Below are 13,788 nucleotides of genomic sequence, written 5' to 3' on the forward strand. Positions count from 1 at the left end.
GTTCGGAGTATTCGAATGATCCGAACGCGGGAACGGGTGACCTCAGGCGATCACGGACAGCAAAACCGAGCCGACGACCAGCACGTCGACACCCCGCAGCGCCTGGAGTCCCGCGGCCCCGCCGCTGACGTCGTAGTTCATCGGCGGCCGGGTCGCCGTCCGGAGCGTGGCGACGACGGCGAGTGGGATCGCGAGCCACACCGGCCAGGCCGGGGTCACCCCGAGCGTCAGCGTCACCAGGCCGAGCAGCGCTCCCCAGCCGAGGCCGAGCAGAGCGATCACCAGGCCGTTGACCAGCCGTAACTCCCAGTCGGACGCCCCGAGCCACCGCCTGCGGCCGGGGTTGCGCCACAGTTCGCCGAGCCCGCCGACGAACGGCACGAGCGCGGCGTACGCGCCGAGCGCGAACAGCGGTCCCGCCGGGACGGCCGGGAACGCCAGCTGCGCGGCACCGACCAGGCACGCGATCGCCACACTGGCCGCCGCGAAGCGCATCCTGCCGAGTACCCCGGCCCACGCGAGCCGCAGCACCGTCGGACGCCGCAAGGACAGCCACGGCACCGGCTTCGACTCCGGGATCAGCAGCATGGGGTCCATGAAGACCGCGGCCATCGCCCGCAGGAGCCGCGCGTTCCAGCCGTCGACGAGGTCCTGGCGCCCGACCCCGGACACCGGTTCGCCGCCGAAGGCCACCGCCACCGCGACGACGAACATCGCACCGGCCAGCACCTCGACCGCGATCGGGCCCAGCCCGGCGGCGGCCACCGCCAGACCGGCCACCGCGAGCACGACCGGCGCGAGCGTTTCCCCGCGGATCGCGGTCCGCCGCGCGGTGACGGCGGCCAGGATCGCCCCGGCGGCGGTCAGCGCCGACATCGCGATCCACACGTCCTTCGACCCGCCGCCGATCGCGGTGACCAGCGCCCCGGTGTAGCCGACCACCATGACCAGCCCGAGCCAGAGCGTCCACATCCGCTTCGCGACGACACGGCGCCTGTCGACGCCGGCGAAGTCCATCCACGTCAACGCCGCCGGTTCGGCCCAGACGAAACCGCGGCGCAGCAGGCTGCGCCAGAAGATCGCGCACAGCACGATCAGCAGTCCGAACACCGCCGGGAAATCCACAAGGGACTGTCCAAAAAGGAAATGGCGCAGCTTCGGAAGGTTCTGGAACGCGGTGAAGAGCGCGCCGAAACCGAACAGTGCCAGGAAGGTCTGGTAATCCCCGTTGAGCAGTCCGCCGAATCGCTGTCGTCCCGGGACGTGCGTGGGGGCCTTCGTGGTCACCACAGCTCCAAGGTCGAGTCGGCCGCTTCCAGCAGCGGGGGATGATGCGTCGCCACGACGACCGCGGCCCCGGCGGCGGTCGAACGCGCGATCAACGACGTCAGCCATTCCTTCCCGGCGACGTCGAGCGCCCGCTCGGGCTCGTCGAGCAGCAGGACGTCGTGCGGTCGCGCCGTCGCGCCGAGGAGCAGCAGGCGGCGGCGCTGCCCGGCGGAGAACTTGCCCGCGGTGACCTTCGCGCGTTCGGCGAGACCCGCGTCCGAAATCAAGGCTTCGTGATCGCCGAGATCGGCACCGAACGAGCCCTCCAGTAACTCGAGATGCTGGAGCGGGGTCAGCTCGGTGAAGAAATCGGAATCGTCGAACAAAACGGAAACCTTGCGGCGAAAGGAAAGGTCGCGCTCGTCGGGCTTTCCGCCCGCGACGACGACCCGGCCCCGCTGCGGCGCCTGCGTTCCGTAAAGGCACCTCAGCAGCGTCGATTTCCCGACCCCGTTCGGACCGGCGATCACCGCGCATTCGCCCGCTTCGACCTCGAAATCGAGGTCTTCGAACAACCAGTGCTCCCCGGCCTGGACGCCGAGCCCGCGTACGTCGATCATGTGCCGCACAACAACTCGATCACCGGAGCGAGGGGCTCCATATTGCGCTCCAACACGGTGAAATAGGTCAAGCCGAACCGTTCGCGATGGGCGAGGATCTGTTCGGCGATCTGCTCATGGGTACCGACGAGCACCGTCGGCACTTCGGCGAGCTGCTCGACGGTGAGCGCGCCCTTCACGAATTCGCGAGCGCTTTCCAGCCCCGCCCGCCGATCGCCGGTCACCGTGACCACTTGCGAAATGACGTTGAATTCGGCTTCGCGCCCGTTCAGTTTCTCGCGGGTGAACCGTACGCGTTCGTCGATTCCGGCCGCGTCGTCGAGCACCAGCGCGCCACCGTCGGGAATGGCCGCCGTGCCGGAGAAGCCGATGATGTCGGCGTGTTCGGCGGCGAGGGCGAGCACCCGGTCCCCGCGGCCGGCGATCAGCAACGGCGGGCCCGGTTTCTGCACGGTTCCCGGTTTGTGGTCATCGTCGGAGTAGAGCCGTTTGAGCTCTTTGATCGTGTGTTCGAGGTGGTCGACGCGCCGGCCGGCGCGGGGGAACTCCATCCCCGCCGCTTCGAACTCGGACTTCCGGTACCCGGCGCCGAGCCCCAGTTCCAGCCTGCCTTCGGTGAACTGATCCGTGCCCGTGACGTCGCGGGCGAGCAGCACCGGGTTGTAGAACGCGGTGTTGATGACGAAGGTGTTGAGCCGGACGCGCTCGGTCACCTCGGCGGCGAGCACGAGGGCGGGAAAGGGCGGCGCCATCCCGAGATGGTCCGCGGCACCGACGACGTCGAAACCGAGTGCTTCCGCCTTGCGGCATTTCTCGACCCAGGCCGCCCGGCTGTCCGGGACGACCATGTTCACGCCGAATCTGAGCATGCGGCCACGCTACCCAAGGGGGAAATACGAAGGCCTCATCCTCAGGAATGACCGTGAGGATGAGGCCTTCGACTCGTTCAGGTGATCAGCCGAGACGCTGCTTGAGCGCGTCCAGTTCGTCACGCAGCGACGAGGGGACCTTGTCGCCGATCTTCTCGAACCACTCCTCGATCAGGGGCAGTTCCTTGCGCCACTCGTCGGCGGAGACGTCCAGCGCGGCCTGGATGTCGGCCAGCGGCTCCTTGAGGCCGTCGGTGTCGAGGTCCTCGGCGTTCGGCACGAAGCCGACCGGGGTCTCGTTCGCGTTGCCCTTGCCCTCGACGCGGTCGATGACCCACTTCAGGATGCGCGAGTTCTCGCCGAATCCCGGCCACAGGAAGCGGCCGTCGTCGCCACGGCGGAACCAGTTGACGTAGAAGATCTTCGGCAGCTTGTCGGCGTCGGCGTTCTTGCCGAGGTCCAGCCAGTGCTTGAAGTAGTCACCGGCGTGGTAGCCGAGGAACGGCAGCATGGCCATCGGGTCGCGGCGCACGTTGCCGACCGCGCCGGCGGCGGCCGCGGTGGTCTCCGACGACATGGTGGCGCCCATGAACACGCCGTGCTGCCAGTCGCGGGCCTCGTTGACCAGCGGGACCGTGGTCTTGCGACGGCCGCCGAAGAGGATCGCCGAGATCGGCACGCCCTTCGGGTCGTCCCACTCGGGCGCGAGGATCGGGCACTGCGACATCGGCGTGCAGTAGCGCGAGTTCGGGTGCGCGGCCTTCTCTTCCGACTCCGGCGTCCACTCCTGCTTCTTCCAGGAGGTGGCGTGCGCGGGCTTCTCGCCCATGCCCTCCCACCAGACGTCGCCGTCGTCGGTGAGCGCGACGTTCGTGTAGACCGTGTTGCCCTTTTCGATGGTGCGCATCGCGTTGGGGTTGGTGTGCCAGTCGGTGCCCGGCGCGACACCGAAGAAGCCGAACTCGGGGTTCACCGCGTACAGGCGGCCGTCCTCGCCGAACCGCATCCACGCGATGTCGTCGCCGAGGGTCTCGGCGCGCCAGCCGGGGATGGTCGGCTGCAGCATGGCGAGGTTGGTCTTGCCGCAGGCGCTCGGGAAGGCCGCCGCGACGTAGTGGACCTTGTTCTCCGGCGAGATCAGCTTGAGGATCAGCATGTGCTCGGCCAGCCAGCCCTCGTCACGGGCGATGACCGAGCCGATGCGCAGCGAGTAGCACTTCTTGCCCAGCAGCGAGTTGCCGCCGTAGCCGGAGCCGTAGCTCCAGATCTCACGGCTCTCGGGGAAGTGCGAGATGTACTTGGTGGTGTTGCACGGCCAGGAGACGTCCTTCTGGCCCGGCTCCAGCGGGGCGCCGACGGAGTGCAGCGCCGGGACGAACGAGCGCTCGGTGCCGTCCTCGGTGACGAACTTGTCCAGCGCGGCCTTGCCGGCGCGGGTCATCACGCGCATGGAGGCGACGACGTAGGCGAAGTCGGTGATCTCGATGCCGAGCTTGGGGTCCTCGGCTCCGAGGGGGCCCATGCAGAAGGGGATCACGTACATCGTGCGACCGCGCATGCACCCGCGGTACAGCTCGGTCATCGTGGCCTTCATCTCGGCCGGGTCCATCCAGTTGTTGGTGGGACCGGCGTCCTCTTCGTTGTCCGAACAGATGAAGGTGCGCTCTTCGACGCGGGCGACGTCATTCGGGTCGGAAGCGGCCCAGTACGAGTTGGGCTTCGCGTCGAGCTGCACGAACGTGCCGGCGGAGACCAGTTCGGCGTTGATACGCGCGGCCTCTTCGTCGGACCCGTCGACCCACACCACGCGGTCCGGAGTGGTCAGTTCGGCGACCTCCCGGACCCAGGACAGCACGCCGCTGTGCGTCGTCGGCGCTTTTTCCAGTCCGGGGATGGCGACTGCGGTCATCTCTACTCCTGACTTCCGACGGCAGAAGCCCACATCGGGAACGACGCTGTTCCGATGCGGGCTTCAGTGCCGGCGACCGAATGGCTTCGCACACCGGCGGGAAGACCGGTGTGCAGGTTTTGGGATTCCCCGAGAGTAGCCGGATGACCGGCAGGTAACCGAGAGCTGACCTGTCGGTTCTCTCACAAGAACGATAAGGGAATCGATTCAGTATCACCGGAATGGGCCATACGCAGAAATTCTTCCGGTGATCGACAGCACAACGACCGGGCGAACCGGACACGAGAAAACCCGGTACGAGGTCTCGCACCGGGCTGTTCTGTGACCAGAATTACATCGATTTGGCCGAAGAATGGACTGGACCACTCACGAATGGGTATCCCGTATTGGTTTAGTCCATTTCAGGATTTAGTTCGGGCTGATCCACTGGCCGGTGGCGGAATCGATCTTCGCCACTCCTTCGAGTGTTTGCGTGCCCGATCCGCCCCACGCGGCGTCGCCCGCCGGGTCGCCCGCGGTGTCGTTCGAAGTGCTCACGAAGGCCGAGCCGATGTCCTCGTTGACCACGCCGCTGCCGGTCTCGGTCCACTGGCCGGGTCCGGTGTGCTCGTAGGTCTTGGAGTTGCCGGAAGCGTCGGTCTCCACCGCGATGTCGGCTTTGCCGTCACCGTCCTTGTCGGTGAAGGCGATCGTGCGGCCGTCCTCGGTCTGGATGACGGCGGTGTCGGGGGTCCCGTCCCCGTTGGTGTCGATCGTCGGCGGGCCGACCTCGACGTCGCCGCTGGGCATGTCGGCGTGCATGGTGCCGCTCGTCCCCGCGTCGCTGCCGCTGTCGTCGCTGCCGCCACCGGCCTCGACCCAGGCGCCGGAAGCTTCGTCGTAGACGGCTTCCTGGACGACCTTGCCGTTTTCGTCGAGCACCGCGTACTGGTCGGCGTCGCCGTCTCCGTCGGTGTCGACGAAGGCCTGGCCGGTGCCGTCCTCGTGCTGGATGACCGCGGCGTCGTTCACGCCGTCCTTGTCGAGGTCGTAGTTGAGCTCGGCCTGGTACTCCTCGCCGTCAACGTGGACCGTGACCGCCTCCGTGGAGCCCGCCTCGGTGTCCGTGCCGCCGCTCTCGTCGACCCACATGGGATGACCCCCTCGTTGACCTGCCGGTGTGTCTGAGCCTATGACTCACCGTAGGCCCGTTCGGTTCCGGTCCACAACAGGACACCCTGGTCAGGCGTCGCGCAGCGACCGGATGCGGCCCAGAAGCGCCTCGGCACGGTCACGGCCGTCGGAGACGTCCTTCAGCCGCTTCGCGACCACCGAGATCTTCTTGGCCCTTTCCTGCGCGCCCATCTTGATCGTCTTGTCGACTTCCTTCAGCTCCGCTTCGATCGCGTCGATGCGGCGGCCGAGGGCTTCGTCGAGCGCCATCGAGAGCTGCTGTTCGGCCTCGATCAGCTGCTCCGCGACGAGCTGGTCCAACGTGGACCGCGCGTCGGCGATCGCCTCGACCAGCCACTGCTTCATATGCTGCTTGTCCGAGGCGTGCTTGCGGGTCCGCGCCATCCACCAGCCGGCGCCGAGGCCGATGATGATCGTGGCGGGCAGGATCACCGGGTTCAAGATCGCGACGCCCGCCAGCGGCAGCGCGGCGACCTTCCCGGCGCCGAGACCGCCGGAAACCCCCATGAAGATGAGCAGTTTGTCCTCGGCCGTCGGCGGTTTCTTGTCCGGCGGGCGCAGCACCACCGGCGGGCCGCCCGCCCTGGCGAACTGGCCGCGGATGATGTCGAGCTCTTCGGCCGAGAACAGCTCCGAGAGCGCGACGTTGGTGACCTGGTTGAGCCGCTGGGAGAGCAGCATCGAGATCCGCTGCGACGTCGTCTGCAACGCGATGTCGACCTGCTGGGGCAGCGCGGTGAGGTCGTCCCGCTTGGCGCCGTCGATCCGCTGCCGGAAGTGGGTCGACGCGTCGCGCATCTGCCTGCTGGTCTCGTGGCCGACCTCGACGCGGGTCCGCTGGATCTCCGCGCGCAGTTTCAGCTGCCAGCCCCGGGTCGAAGAGCGGCGTTCGGTGCTCAGGTCGTCGCGGCGCTGGCGCAACTGTTCCGCCTCGGCCTCACCGGCGGACAGCGCGCGGCTTTCCGCCTGCAGCTTCGCCTTGAGCTCGGCGAGGGCGCTCGACAGCGCACGAAGGGTGTTGGCCTCGCCCAGCATCGCCGAGCGGCCGACCAGCATCTCCTGCAACGCGCCCTGGAGCGCGGCGATACCGGCCTTCTCGCGCAGCATCATGGCCATCTGCTCGTTCGGCGCCTTGGCCGCCGTCTCGAACATGCGCGCGGACACCGGGTGGAACACCGCGTCCGCGAACCGGGGAGCGTGCTCGGCGAGCAGCCGGCGGTCGGCTTCGAGGACCTCGCGCCAGCCGCGGAACTGGTCGGTCTTGGTCAGCGCGAAAAGCACGGTCTCGACGCGCTCGCCCATGTCCTGCAGGAAGTGCAGTTCCTGCGCGGTGAACGGGGAGGAGGCGTCGACGACGAACAGCAGGGCGGTGGCACCCGCCGCCGCCTCCTTCGCCAGTTCGCCGTGCATCGAGTCGAGTCCGCCGACGCCCGGCGTGTCCACAATGGACACGCGTTCGAGCAGCGGGACCGGACCGGAGACCTCGACGTACCGCGGCGGGATCTGGCCTTCCGGCAGTTCGTGCGCGGCCGAGACCCAGTGGATCAGGGCGTTCAGGTTGATCGGCACCGGCGCCAGCTGGCCCGGATAGCAGGCCTGCGCGGACCACTGCTCGGCGTGTTCGAAGACGAGGTACGTCGCCGTGGCGACGTCGGCGTCCACAGGGGACAGTCCCGGCATGGAGAGGAGCGCGTTCACGAGCGAGCTCTTGCCGCGATTGGTCTCGCCGACCACCACGACCGACGGCTTCTTCGGGCGCGCCTTCCGGATGTCCTCGACCCATTTCGCGGCCTGAGGATCGGCTTCGCGGACGACGGTGAGCAGCTGCTCGCGCGTGCTCTTCACGACCGCCGGCAGGTTGGCGGCCGCACTCGGAGCGGTCACTGGGCCTTCTTCGCGTAGACGATGACGATCGGCACGCGCAGGACCCGGTCGTGATCGGCGAAACCGACGACTTCGGTCTCCGCGACGAGCCCTTCGAGTGCCGGGTCCTCGGTCGCGACCGCGCCGCCCGCCTCGTGCACGGCGGGGTCGAACCGCTCGCCGTCCGGGCGCAGGGCACGGACGCCGATACCGGCGAGACCGTGTTCGAGCCGCTCGACGACGCCGCCGCTGCGGGCGCGGTCGAGGGCGTACAGGCAGAGCTGGATCAGCGCCTGCCTGTCGGCGAGAGCCTGTTCGAGGTCGGCCGGACCCGTGGTCGTGGACTCCACATCGGTCTTCGACGCGGCTTCGACGGTCTCGGTTCCCTCGGACGGCGAAGTCCCGCCGTCCGCCTCGGCGATGATCGCCGCGATGCTCACCGCCGCGATCTGGCCGGTCGGCACGTCGTCCGGATTCTCCTCGGCGACCGCCTTCTTCCGCAGCCAGGCTCCCACTGTGCCACCTATCGCGCCCCCGCGATCGCGCTGCCAGGGCGCGCCTCTCGTAGTCCGGTCGCGTTCACCCGACAGGCGCGCCCTGCCATCACGATAGCGGGGCCTGACGGCCGAAAGGCGCGACTTCAAAAGATCAAAAGACCTCGGCCACCTTAGCTGTTGGACCTGCTCCGTGTGGGCAGAACGGGGCGAAGGAATCTGGTGATCAGCACCTTCATCACCGCGAGTTCCGCGGCCGGATCGAGGTCCGGCTCCAGAATCACGCGGGAGAGTGGTGCGTCGATCAACGCGACGAGCCAGCTGGCCGTCACCTCCGGTTCGATGCCGGGGTCGATCCGGCCCGTCTCCACCGCCCTGGTCACGAAACCGACGAGACCGTCGCGCAGGACGCGGTCGTTGCCCTGGACCAGTTCGGCCAGTTCGGCGTCGCGGGCGCACTGCGCGGCGACCTCGAGGACGAGCTTGGCCGCGAGAGGTTGCAGGAGCTGTTCGGACATGTACGTGAGGATGAGGAGGATGGCCTCCCACGGGTCCTCGATCTCCCCGGCGGACGCGAGCAGGGCCGCGGTCTCGTCGCCGTCCTGTTCGAAGATGCCGACGAACACTGCGCGCTTGTTCGGGAAGTAGTGGAACAGGCTGCCGGTGCTGATCCCCGCCGCGCGGCAGATCTCCGCCGTCGTCGTCTTCTCGAACCCCTTCTCGGCGAAGCACACCGTGGCGGCGTCGAGGATGGCGCGGCGTTTCGCCTCGTGCTTGGCCGGGTCGACCGTCCTCATTTCACCGCCGGCGGCTCGGTGTGCCAGGGGTAGCCGTGCTCGGTGAAGGCCTTGGCGACGGCCGCGCGGTCGACGTCACCCTTCTCTCGTGCCAGCTCCCGACCATCGGCGGCGAGCAGGACGAGCTCCTTGCCGTCGAGGAAGACGGCCTGCAGCTTGGCCTCGTAGGCGCGGGTGCGCCCCTTGACGGTGAGGGTGATGCGGGTCGGCGTCACCTTGACGATCAGCCGCTCGTGCGCCCAGACCGCGGCGAACAGCAGGCCGAGGACCAGCCCGGCGCCCGCCCCGGCGAGTGGGCCCCACGGATCGGGGATGTCCGAGACGAGCTGGAACGGGCCCTTGAACGGGACCCAGCTCAGGGAGACCACCCAGTCCGCGATCGACTGGAGGAACCAGCCGAGCGCGGCACCCACCAGCGGGCAGCCGAGCCAGGAGGCCGTGCGCAGCCACTGGGGCTCGTCGACGATCGTTTCCATGGGACCCATTATTAGACCGAGCGCTCGGTTTATCAATCCCGGGTCCGGGAACAGGCCGCGGGGGTCAGGCTTGGGGGTCGCGGATCTGCTGCCAGATGAGGAAGTACGCCCGGTGCACGACGTGCGCGACGCGGCTCTGGGCGGGCGTCGCGCCGAAGGACGCGAAGGAGCGCCACCAGCCGGCCCGTTCGAGGGCGTGGGCGGCGAGTTCGGTCCGGGGAGCGCCCGGCTTGCCGAGCTGGGCGCCGATGTCGGCGTTGCTGCCGACCCGCAGGACCTCCTCGGACAGGTCCTCGGGCATGTCGACAGCGCCGGACGCGACCAGCGTGAGCGCTTCGAGCAGCCGCAGCTGGTGTGCTTCGGGCTTGGCGAGCAGGACCTCGATCGCGTCGTGGACGCGCTGCCGTTCGGCCGGGTCACCCGAGGCGTGGGCCAGCGCGGTGACCGAGGCCAGCGCGGCGGCCGCCTTGATGCCGTCGGCGCGGGCGGCGAAGACGATGCTCAACCGCTGGCGGACGGCTTCGAGGCCGGAGGCGTCGAGCAGCTTCCGCCGCAGCGAGCCCGCGGTGATCTCGGGTTCCTTGCGGATCGCTTCCACGGCGTACCGGACGCCGAACAGGTCCAGCTTCTCCAGCAGTCGCAGCCGGACGCCCGCCGCGACGTCGCAGTCCCAGCTGGTGAAGATGTCGGCCGAGATCAGCATGGTCTCGAGGATGTCGTCGTCCATCTCGGACAGCTGGCGCAGCGCCTCGGCGTCACCTGAGGTGAACCCGCCGGACTCCGCCGACTCCGCGATCAGCCCGATCACCGGCAGCACGTCCGCGATGCGGGGCTTCAGCGTCGAGGCCTGCTTCTCCGACAGCAGCGTCGCGGCCTTCCACACGTCGCCGCCCGAGCCTTCGACCGACTCGGGCGCGATGGTGTCCGCCTTGTTGAGCACCGCGATCGCGTTGACCGGGCCCGCCTCGCGGCTCGCGGTCGCGGCGGTGAACGCGGCGAGCGCCTGCTGGTCGTCGGCGCGCACACCCTGCGTGACCACATAGAGGACGGCCTCGGCGCCCGCTACGGCGTTGCGAGAGGTGTCGTCGAGCTCGTCGGAACCCTCTTCGTCTTCTTCCGCGTCTTCGTCTTCAGGCTTGCGGTGCTTCGCCGCACCCAGCAACTGCTCGGTCCGCGACACCGACGCGGCGTCGAGCGAGCCGAGGCCCGGAGTGTCGATGACGGTCATGCCCTGCAGGACCGCGTTGGTGAGGTACGCCTCGATATGCGAGACCTTGTCGATGTCGATACCCAGCTCGGCCGGGATCATCCCGTCGGCGGCGAAGGGCAGCACCTGCTTGCGGCCGTCGTTGAAGACGATCTCGACGCGGTCGACGGTGCCGTACTGGAACCTGGTCACCAGCCGGGTGCACTCGCCGACGTCGGTCGGCGCGACGCGGCGTCCGATCAGGGCGTTGACCAGCGTGGACTTCCCCGACTTGATCCGGCCGGCGACGGCGACCTGGAGCGGACCGCCCAGTCTGCGCAGCACCTCGGCGAAACCGGCCGCGGTCCGCGCGGACACCTGCGACTGGAGGCGATGACAGAGGTTCGCCACCGACATCGACAGCGGGCCGGCGAGACGGCCCTGTTCCGTCGGTGACGTCACGGCGCCTGTCCCCTCCCAGTCGTCAAAGCCTGCCGGGTCGAATCGTGCCATGCCGCTCATCCTCGGGTCGCACCGAAGGTGGTACCGGCGACCGACGCGCGAGCGGCCATGGCCGACATAGTGTTACCAGGTGCGACGGTTAAGCCTCTGGATGCGTGCTCACCCCATGGCCGGGGACAGTTTCATCGCCGTCGTCCTGTTGCTGACCGACCTGCTGTTCTTCGTGGCGGCCGTCGAGACGCCGGAAGTACCGATGCCGCCCTGGTACGTGGTGCTTCCGCTGGACATCGCGATGGTCGTCCCGCTGATCTTCCGGCGGAAGGCCACGCTGTGGTCGGCGTATCTGCTGCTGGCCATCGGTATCCCCCACGGCGCGCTCGAACTGGGCGCGGCCAGTGGGCTGGCGATCATGATCAGCGTCTACTCGGTGCTGGTCTACGTCGGCCGCAAGCAGGGGCTGCTGTTCCTGCTGGCGACGATCGTGACCTCGGTGATCCAGCTGTGGGTCGATCCCCCGGAGGACATCTGGGTGCTGGCGATCATCGGTGTCTTCGCCACCGCACTGTGCTGGACGCTCGGCGAATTCGCGGGCGCGAGGCGCGCCTATCACGAGGAGGTGGAAGCCAGGTTGCATCTACTTGAGACGGAACGGGACCAGGCGACCAGGATCGCCGTCGGTGAAGAACGCGGACGGATCGCCCGTGAGCTGCACGACGTCGTCGCACACGCGGTGAGCGTGATGGTCGTGCAGGCCGACGGCGCGTCCTACGCGGTCGACGGGAATCCCGAGATGGCGAAACGGGCCTTGCAGACGATTTCGGAGACCGGCCGCGGCGCGCTCGCCGAACTGCGGCGGCTGCTGGACGTGCTCCGCAGCGACGGTGACGACGAGCCGCGCGTGCCGCAACCGGACGCGAGCGCGCTGACCGACCTCGCGGACCGCATCCGCCAGGCGGGGGTGCCGGTGACGCTGGCGATCGGCAGCGACGCGCTGGCCGGGCTGCCCGCCGGGGTCTCGCTCGGCGTGTACCGGATCGTCCAGGAGTCGCTGACGAACACGCTGAAACACGCGGGCCAGGGCGCGCAGGCGGAGGTGCTGGTGCGCCGGGAGTCGGACGTGATCGACGTCCGGGTCACCGACGACGGCGCCGGCCGCGCGAAACAGCTGGTACCCGCCGCCACCAAGACGGCGTCACATGCCGCACCGGGAGGACCGCGGAGACTCTCGGTCCCCGGTGGGAACGGATTGATCGGAATGAGGGAACGGGCGAACGTCTTCGGCGGCACGCTGGAGGTCGGACCCGCTCCCGGTGGAGGGTGGCAAGTGCACGCGAGGCTCCCGGTTAGGTTGGCGACGTGATCCGAGTGGTGGTCGTCGACGACCAGGAATTGATGCGCGTCGGGTTCCGGATGGTCCTGGGCGCGCAGGCGGACATCGATGTCGTCGGTGAGGCGGGTGACGGGGCGCAGGCCATCCGCATGGCGGAGGAACTGCGGCCGGACGTCGTGCTGATGGACGTCCGGATGCCGGTGCTGGACGGGGTCGAGGCGACTAAGCGGATCGTCGAGGCCGGGACGGCGCGGGTGCTCGTGATGACGACGTTCGACCTGGACGAGTACGTCTATTCGGCGCTGCAGGGTGGGGCGAGCGGGTTCCTGTTGAAGGACACGCAGCCGGATCACCTGGTCTCGGCGCTGCGGGCGGTCGCTTCGGGCGACGCCGTGGTCTCGCCGTCGGTGACGCGGCGGCTGCTCGACCGGTTCGTCGGCGGCGGCGGGAAGCCGATGCGGGACGCGGCCGAGCTCGACGTCCTCACCGAACGGGAGCGGGAGGTGCTCGTGCTGATCGCGAAGGGCCTCTCGAACCTGGAGATCGCCGAGACGCTGTTCCTGTCCGAGGCGACGGTGAAGACGCACGTCGGGCGGATCCTGTCCAAACTGGATCTGCGTGACCGGGTGCAGGCCGTGGTGCTCGCCTACGAGACCGGTTTGGCGCGTCCCGGGGTCACCTGAGAATCCCGCGGAAAAGTGGTCATTCGGTGAGCACTTTGCGGTGGATCCTTGTCTCCAGAGCCACTACCGGAGGAGAAGGAAATGCTGCGAGGTCTCACCACCACCACGTTCTACGCCGACGACATGGCCGCCGCGATCGAGTGGTACTCGGACCTCTTCGGGATCGAGCCGTACTTCGTCCGCAACGGTCCCGACGACAAGCCGGCGTACGTCGAGTTCCGGATCGGCGACTACCAGCACGAATTCGGCCTGGTCCGCGGCGACTACCGGCCGCCGCTGGCCCAGCCCGGCCCCGGCGGGGCGATCGCGAACTGGGCCGTCGACAACGTCGAAGAAGCCTTCGCGACGCTGCTCGAGAAGGGCGCGAAGGAGTACGAGCCGATCATCGAGCGCGGGCCCGGCTTCGTGACCGGGGCGGTCATCGACCCATTCGGCAACGTCCTCGGCGTTATGTTCAACCAGCACTACCTGGACGTGCTGGCCGGGTCGTGAGTGGCGATTCGGGTTAGAGCCGAAGGGTCTTAGGTACCTGCTGGTTGTGGCTGGAGTTGGTTGCAGGTCCGTGAAGGCCTCCTTGCCTACTCTGAAGGTAGTGAAGGAGGCCTTCACGGACTACGTGATCACCCTCCGAAGCCTCGGGCGGCGGCGCCAGCCCAG

13 protein-coding genes are annotated in these 13,788 nt (G+C 68.5%); 3 read left to right on the top strand and 10 right to left on the bottom strand.

The genetic code is table 11. The features are described 5' to 3' along the window. Positions 1–42: 42 nt before the first annotated feature. From ACLJRM_RS08765 to ACLJRM_RS08810, 10 genes are all read right to left on the bottom strand, one after another. Positions 43–1,290, bottom strand: coding sequence for a DUF6297 family protein (locus ACLJRM_RS08765; protein ID WP_410662722.1), 1,248 nt, complete (start codon positions 1,288–1,290; stop codon positions 43–45). Next, positions 1,284–1,889 (bottom strand): ATP-binding cassette domain-containing protein, encoded by a 606-nt coding sequence (locus ACLJRM_RS08770; RefSeq protein WP_101613617.1) that lies wholly within the window; start codon positions 1,887–1,889, stop codon positions 1,284–1,286. The genes ACLJRM_RS08765 and ACLJRM_RS08770 overlap by 7 nt, the downstream gene beginning before the upstream one ends. Continuing rightward, a complete protein-coding gene (locus ACLJRM_RS08775; protein ID WP_101611474.1) occupies positions 1,886–2,758 on the bottom strand; it encodes an LLM class F420-dependent oxidoreductase in 873 nt (290 codons plus the stop codon). Before ACLJRM_RS08775 ends, ACLJRM_RS08770 begins: the two co-directional genes overlap by 4 nt. Before the next feature lie 85 nt (positions 2,759–2,843). Beyond that, a complete protein-coding gene (locus ACLJRM_RS08780) occupies positions 2,844–4,667 on the bottom strand; it encodes a phosphoenolpyruvate carboxykinase (GTP) (protein ID WP_410601465.1) in 1,824 nt (607 codons plus the stop codon). A 408-nt stretch (positions 4,668–5,075) separates the two neighbouring features. After that, positions 5,076–5,798 (bottom strand): DUF6802 family protein, encoded by a 723-nt coding sequence (locus ACLJRM_RS08785; protein WP_101611476.1) that lies wholly within the window; start codon positions 5,796–5,798, stop codon positions 5,076–5,078. A 90-nt stretch (positions 5,799–5,888) separates the two neighbouring features. Continuing rightward, complete coding sequence (locus tag ACLJRM_RS08790) at positions 5,889–7,724, bottom strand: dynamin family protein (protein ID WP_101611477.1); 1,836 nt, start codon at positions 7,722–7,724, stop codon at positions 5,889–5,891. Beyond that, complete coding sequence (gene grpE / locus ACLJRM_RS08795) at positions 7,721–8,218, bottom strand: nucleotide exchange factor GrpE (protein WP_101611478.1); 498 nt, start codon at positions 8,216–8,218, stop codon at positions 7,721–7,723. The genes ACLJRM_RS08790 and grpE overlap by 4 nt, the downstream gene beginning before the upstream one ends. A 152-nt stretch (positions 8,219–8,370) precedes the next feature. Next, positions 8,371–8,994: a TetR/AcrR family transcriptional regulator gene (locus ACLJRM_RS08800; protein ID WP_410662723.1), complete on the bottom strand. Its 624-nt coding sequence runs from the start codon at positions 8,992–8,994 to the stop codon at positions 8,371–8,373. After that, the gene (locus tag ACLJRM_RS08805) at positions 8,991–9,470 is read right to left on the bottom strand and encodes a hypothetical protein (RefSeq protein ID WP_101611480.1); all 480 of its coding nucleotides are present in this window, start codon (positions 9,468–9,470) and stop codon (positions 8,991–8,993) included. The genes ACLJRM_RS08800 and ACLJRM_RS08805 overlap by 4 nt, the downstream gene beginning before the upstream one ends. Positions 9,471–9,534: 64 nt before the next feature. Then, on the bottom strand, positions 9,535–11,118 hold the full coding sequence (locus ACLJRM_RS08810) for a dynamin family protein (RefSeq protein WP_410662724.1): 1,584 nt from the start codon (positions 11,116–11,118) through the stop codon (positions 9,535–9,537). 166 nt (positions 11,119–11,284) lie between these two features. On the opposite strand from ACLJRM_RS08810, the gene ACLJRM_RS08815 reads away from it, so the two are divergent. The 3 genes from ACLJRM_RS08815 (at position 11,285) to ACLJRM_RS08825 (ending at position 13,623) form a co-directional block, all read left to right on the top strand. Further along, entirely contained in the window at positions 11,285–12,478 is a 1,194-nt protein-coding gene (locus ACLJRM_RS08815; RefSeq protein ID WP_101611482.1) for a histidine kinase, read from the top strand. Continuing rightward, complete coding sequence (locus ACLJRM_RS08820; RefSeq protein ID WP_039923149.1) at positions 12,475–13,131, top strand: response regulator; 657 nt, start codon at positions 12,475–12,477, stop codon at positions 13,129–13,131. The genes ACLJRM_RS08815 and ACLJRM_RS08820 overlap by 4 nt, the downstream gene beginning before the upstream one ends. 81 nt (positions 13,132–13,212) lie before the next feature. Next, positions 13,213–13,623 carry a VOC family protein gene (locus ACLJRM_RS08825; protein WP_101611483.1) on the top strand — a complete coding sequence of 137 codons (411 nt, stop codon included), beginning with the start codon at positions 13,213–13,215 and terminating at the stop codon, positions 13,621–13,623. The last annotated feature ends 165 nt before the right edge of the window (positions 13,624–13,788 follow it).

The organism is Amycolatopsis sp. lyj-84, from assembly GCF_046549075.1.
Lineage (GTDB): Bacteria > Actinomycetota > Actinomycetes > Mycobacteriales > Pseudonocardiaceae > Amycolatopsis.

What these genes read in the sequence shown, in the direction of transcription:
- ACLJRM_RS08825 (WP_101611483.1), top strand. Translation starts at nt 13,213, where the DNA reads ATGCTGCGAGGTCTCACCACCACCACGTTCTACGCCGACGACATGGCC.
- ACLJRM_RS08805 (WP_101611480.1), bottom strand. Translation starts at nt 9,470, where the DNA reads ATGGAAACGATCGTCGACGAGCCCCAGTGGCTGCGCACGGCCTCCTGG.
- ACLJRM_RS08780 (WP_410601465.1), bottom strand. Translation starts at nt 4,667, where the DNA reads ATGACCGCAGTCGCCATCCCCGGACTGGAAAAAGCGCCGACGACGCAC.
- ACLJRM_RS08800 (WP_410662723.1), bottom strand. Translation starts at nt 8,994, where the DNA reads ATGAGGACGGTCGACCCGGCCAAGCACGAGGCGAAACGCCGCGCCATC.
- ACLJRM_RS08815 (WP_101611482.1), top strand. Translation starts at nt 11,285, where the DNA reads ATGGCCGGGGACAGTTTCATCGCCGTCGTCCTGTTGCTGACCGACCTG.
- ACLJRM_RS08785 (WP_101611476.1), bottom strand. Translation starts at nt 5,798, where the DNA reads ATGTGGGTCGACGAGAGCGGCGGCACGGACACCGAGGCGGGCTCCACG.
- ACLJRM_RS08770 (WP_101613617.1), bottom strand. Translation starts at nt 1,889, where the DNA reads ATGATCGACGTACGCGGGCTCGGCGTCCAGGCCGGGGAGCACTGGTTG.
- ACLJRM_RS08775 (WP_101611474.1), bottom strand. Translation starts at nt 2,758, where the DNA reads ATGCTCAGATTCGGCGTGAACATGGTCGTCCCGGACAGCCGGGCGGCC.